Raw genomic sequence first — 5,161 nt, 5'->3', positions numbered from 1 at the left:
CCTTCGGGGCGCACCGCGAGCTGGGCGAGGCGGGCGTTCGCCTCGGCGATCTGCTTGTCCAGCGTGGCCAGTTCGGCCTGCACCTGGCTCGCGGCCGCAGCCGGGACGGCGGGCAGCGCGACACGCGGGCAGTTGACCGTCCGGGCCGGTCCGGCCGCGTTGCCGTTCTGGCCGCCGTTGTTCCCGTTCTGGCCCCCGGCGTTGCCGTTCTGACCGCCCGCGTTGCCGTTCTGGCCGCCGGCGTTCTGGCCGGCGCCGCCGTTGACGGCGCTCGGCACGCCCGGGGCGTTGAGCGAGCAGGCCGCCAGCGCGCCCAGGTCCGGGCGCGGCGCGCCGATCCGGTTGAACGCGATCTCGATGCGGTCGAGCACGGCGACGCGCTTGTTGCGCAGCGGGCCGAGGATGGCGTTGTCGATGAACGCCGGTCCGCCCTCGGGGCGTACCGCCTGCCGGGCCAGCCGCTCGTTCTGCCGGGCGATCTCCTGGTCCAGGTTGGCCAGTTCCCGCTCCACCTGGGCCGATGCCGCCGCCGGTACGGCCGGCAGCTTGTCGCGTACCGTCGGGCAGTTCACGGTCTGCGCGGCGGCGGTGGTGGCCGGGCGGTTGTTCTCGCCCGCCGACGCCAGTTGCAGCCCACCGGCGAACAACAGCGCCGCGAGGGCGCCCACCCCGCCGAGCTTCAGGACCGCGGTCTTGCGCGTACCCCTGGCCATGCACCTCTCCTCTGGTTGACCGGGAGGGTGCGGCGGCTGCCGCGCCGTCTCCACGGTGCGAAGTGACGACTGGAGGAATCGTGCTCGTGCCCGCTCCGGCATGGCGGTTCCGGCCGATGTTCCCGTCGGCAGTGGATACGGACGGCGGCGCGAGATCGTTCAGCGCACCCCCGGATGTTTGACCGCATCGACGTCCGTCGTTAGGCTGCGCTGAAAGCGCTTACTGCGCGGGAGACGTGAGCGTTCGGCATGACACGGACGTCCGGGCGACAAGGCCCGCCCCTGACACCGACCGGGCATCGGTGCCGGTAGCGGCGTGGGCACCGCACCACCACCCGGAGGAGACCATCATGATCAACCGACACCGTCGTACGGTGTTGTGGACATCGGCCGCGGCGACGGCGGCGCTCGCCGCGTCCGGCCTGGCCGTCGGCGCGACCGCCGCCCAGGCGGCCGCCGGCTGCCGCGTCGACTACGCCGTCACCGCGCAGTGGGGCGGCGGCTTCACCGCCAACGTCAACCTGACGAACCTCGGCGACCCGCTCAACGGATGGGCCGTCACCTGGACGTTCGCCGCCGGGCAGACCGTCGCCCAGGCGTGGGGCGCCGAGATCACCGCCAGCGGCGCGTCGGTGCGGGCCGCCAACGTCAGCTACAACGGCAGCCTCGGCACCAACGCGAGCACGTCGTTCGGCTTCAACGGCACCTGGAACGACAGCAGCAACCCGGTCCCGGCCGCGTTCGCCGTCAACGGCGTCACGTGCACCGGTGGCGTCACGCCCACCACCGGCACGCCACCGACCAGCGCCCCGCCGAGCAGCCCGCCCCCGAGCACCCCGCCGCCGACGACGCCGCCACCGACCACGCCGCCGCCGGCCGGCGGCGCGATCTACGCCGCGCCGAACGGCACCGCCGGGGCGGCCGGCACCCAGGCCAGCCCCACCACCATCGCCGCGGCGATCACCCGCGTCGGCGCCGGCGGCACGATCTACCTGCGCGGCGGCACCTACAACCTGTCCCAGACGGTCACCGTCGCCGCCGGCAACAACGGCACGTCGAGCGCCCGCAAGAACCTGTACGCCTACCCGGGCGAGACGCCGATCCTGAACTTCTCGGCGATGAGCGAGGACCCGGCCAACCGGGGGCTGGCGCTGAACGCCTCGTACTGGCACGTGCGCGGGCTCGTGGTGGAGCGCGCCGGTGACAACGGCATCTTCGTCGGCGGCAGCAACAACATCATCGAGCGGACGGTGACCCGCTTCAACCGCGACACCGGGCTGCAACTGTCCCGGATCGCCTCCAGCACGCCCCGCGACCAGTGGCCGGCCAACAACCTGATGGTCAGCGTGGAGTCGCACGACAACGCCGACTCCGACGGCGAGGACGCCGACGGCTTCGCGGCCAAGCTCACAGTGGGGGGTGGCAACGTCTTCCGGTACGCGGTGTCGCACCACAACATCGACGACGGGTGGGACCTCTACACCAAGTCCGACACCGGCGCGATCGGTCCGGTGACCATTGAAGACTCCCTCGCGTACAGCAACGGCACGCTCAGCAACGGCACCCAGAACGGCAACGGCGACCGCAACGGCTTCAAGCTCGGCGGTGAGGACATCGCCGTCAACCACACCGTGCGGCGCACCATCGCGTACCGCAACGGCAAGCACGGCTTCACGTACAACCGGAATCCGGGCACGATGACGATCTCGAACAACCTGAGCATCGACAGCACCGAACGGAACTTCTCGTTCGACGCCGGCACCTCGGTCTACCGGAACAACACCTCCTGCCGCTTCGCCGGCAGCGGATCGAACGACAGGACCGTCGGGAACGTGGACGGCTCGAACCAGTTCTGGTCCGGCTCCAACGGTTCCCGCTGCGCCACGTACTCCGGTGCCCTGGCCTGGTCCTTCGCCGGCGACGGCCGCCTCACGGTGACCCTAGGCGGCCGCCCGGTCTCGCTCTGACCCCGGCACCCCACCGGGTTGATCATGAGGTTGGCGGCCGGATCGGAGATCGACAACGCCGTCAACCTCATGATCGACCGGGTCGGGGCCGGGGTGGGGGAGATCGGGCCGAAGGACCGGCTTGACAGGATGATCGAGTCTTAGGTTAGCCTAACCTGCGTGACGAGCGAAGCAGTGCGGGCCGACGGCCTGACGGGCAGTGAGCTGCGGCTGGGCTACCACGGCAAGACGGTGGTGCACGACGCCGCCATCACGCTGCGCCCCGCGGCGGTGACCGCGCTGGTCGGCCCGAACGGCAGCGGCAAGTCGACGCTGCTGCGCGGGCTGGCCCGCCTGCACCCGCTGGAACACGGCGAGGTCGTGCTCGCCGACGGCACCCCGGCCCGGGCGCTGTCCCCCCGGGACTTCGCCCGCCGGGTCACGCTGCTGGCGCAGAGCCGCCCCACCCCGAGCGGGGTCACGGTGCGGGACGTGGTCGGCTACGGCCGGCACCCCTACCGGCAGCGGTGGCGCGCCGGCGACCCCGACGGGCCCGCCGCGATCGACCGGGCCATGACCGTGACAGGTGTCGACGGCATGGCCGGCCGGCCGGTCGACGAGCTGTCCGGCGGCGAGCTGCAACGCGTCTGGCTGGCCACCTGCCTGGCCCAGGACACCGCGATCCTGCTGCTGGACGAGCCCACCACGTTCCTGGACCTGCGCTACCAGGTGGAGATCCTCGACCTGATGCGCGACCTCGCCGACACCGCCGGCGTCGCCGTCGGCGTGGTGCTGCACGACCTCAACCAGGCCGCCGCCGTCGCCGACCAGGTCGTGCTCCTGCACGAGGGCCGGGTCCGCGGCACCGGCACGCCGCACGAGGTGTTCACCGAGGCGGCGCTCACCGAGGCGTACGGCATCCGCGTCGAGGTGATCGTCGACCCGGTCACCAACCTGCTCTCCACACGTCCCGTCGGTCGGCACACGACCCGTATCCCCGCCTGACCGATCCCTGCACACAGAAGAGAAACCGATGCTGCGTACCCGCCTGACCCTGCTCGCCGCCGCCGCGGCGAGCGCGCTGCTGATCGCCGGCTGCGGCACCACCGAGGAGCCCGCCGCCGCACCGTCCTCCTCCGACGCCGCGCCCACCGGCCCGGTCACCGTCACCGACAGCCGGGGCAAGACCATCACGCTCAAGAGCCCCGCCACCAAGGTCGTCGGCCTGGAGTGGGGCGAGGTCGAGATGCTCGTCGGCCTCGGCGTGATGCCGGTCGGCGTGGCCGACCCCAAGGGGTACGCCACCTGGGTGACCGCCGCCCCGCTCGACCCGAGCGTCAAGGACGTCGGCACCCGGGGTGAGCCGAGCGTCGACTCCATCGTCGCCCTCCAGCCGGACCTCGTGGTGATGGAGGCCGAGCGCGGCTCCGCCGTCGTCACCCAGCTGGAGAAGTACGTCCCGGTGCTGGTCACCAAGGGCAGCGACGCCTCCGACAACATCGGCCGGATGCGCTCGGACCTGAAGATGATCGCCACCGCGACCGGGCGCACCGCGCAGGCGGACAAGCTGCTCGCCGACTTCGACGCCGCGCTCGCCGACGGCAAGAAGAAGATCGCCGACGCCGGTGCGGCCGGCAAGCAGTTCGCGATCGCCGACGGCTGGAAGGAAGGCAGCACCGTCTCGATCCGGATGTTCGGCGAGGGCGCGCTCGTCTCCCAGCTCGGCATCCAGCTCGGCCTCAAGAACGCCTGGACCGGCAAGACCGACGAGATGTGGGGCCTGGGCCAGACCGACGTCGAGGGCATGACCGTCCTCAAGAGCCAGGACCTGCACTTCTTCTACAACGCCTCGGACGGCACCGACGTGTTCGCCGACGGCCTCGCCGGCAACGCGATCTGGCGTTCCCTGCCGTTCGTCCAGCAGAACAAGCTGCACAAGATGCCCAACGGCATCTGGACCTTCGGCGGCACGCTCTCCGCCAAGCAGTACATCGACGAGCTGGTCAAGGTCTACACGGCTTGAGCGCGATGACCGCCCCCGCCCCACCGGGGCCGGCCACCCGGCCGGCCCCGGCCGGGCCGCCGCCCGCCCGGCGCAGCCGGGTCGCCGGCGCGTTCGCCCACCCCGCCGCGCTGCTCGTCGCGATCACCCCGGTGCACCTCACCCAGGGCACCGCCTCGGTCGGGGCGCGGGACCTGCTCCGGCTGCTCACCGGCGGCGACGACGAGACCGCCCGGGTGCTCGTCGCCTCCCGCCTGCCCCGGCTGCTCACCGGCCTGGCCGTCGGCGTCGCGCTCGGCTTCGCCGGCGCGGCGTTGCAGTCGACCACCCGCAACCCGCTCGCCTCGCCGGACACGCTCGCCGTCAACGCGGGCGCGCACCTGGCGATCGTCTCCACTGCCGCGTTCGGGATCGCGCTGCCCGCGCTGCCCGCCGGCGGGCTGGCGTTCTGCGGCGGACTCGCCGCCGCCGCCCTGGGCAGGCTGCGCGCGGCCGGCGGC

Annotated in this window: 5 protein-coding genes; 4 read left to right on the top strand and 1 reads right to left on the bottom strand. The window is 72.5% G+C overall.

The window, feature by feature from the left end:
* A partial coding sequence (locus KBX39_RS22390) for a hypothetical protein (protein ID WP_210872351.1) occupies positions 1-713 on the bottom strand: 713 nt, incomplete at its 3' end.
* A 350-nt stretch (positions 714-1,063) separates the two neighbouring features.
* On the opposite strand from KBX39_RS22390, the gene KBX39_RS22385 reads away from it, so the two are divergent.
* From KBX39_RS22385 to KBX39_RS22370, 4 genes are all read left to right on the top strand, one after another.
* Complete coding sequence (locus KBX39_RS22385; RefSeq protein WP_210872349.1) at positions 1,064-2,680, top strand: cellulose-binding domain-containing protein; 1,617 nt, start codon at positions 1,064-1,066, stop codon at positions 2,678-2,680.
* A gap of 174 nt (positions 2,681-2,854) precedes the next feature.
* Entirely contained in the window at positions 2,855-3,664 is an 810-nt protein-coding gene (locus KBX39_RS22380) for an ABC transporter ATP-binding protein (RefSeq protein ID WP_166456110.1), read from the top strand.
* A gap of 28 nt (positions 3,665-3,692) precedes the next feature.
* Complete coding sequence (locus tag KBX39_RS22375; protein ID WP_043323338.1) at positions 3,693-4,682, top strand: iron-siderophore ABC transporter substrate-binding protein; 990 nt, start codon at positions 3,693-3,695, stop codon at positions 4,680-4,682.
* A 5-nt stretch (positions 4,683-4,687) separates the two neighbouring features.
* A partial coding sequence (locus KBX39_RS22370; RefSeq protein ID WP_210872353.1) for an iron chelate uptake ABC transporter family permease subunit occupies positions 4,688-5,161 on the top strand: 474 nt, incomplete at its 3' end.

The sequence above is a fragment of the Micromonospora sp. D75 genome (assembly GCF_018070405.1).
Lineage (GTDB): Bacteria > Actinomycetota > Actinomycetes > Mycobacteriales > Micromonosporaceae > Micromonospora > Micromonospora chalcea.
The sequence above is the reverse complement of the archived record's forward strand: the minus strand, read 5'-3'. Positions and strand labels throughout refer to the sequence as shown.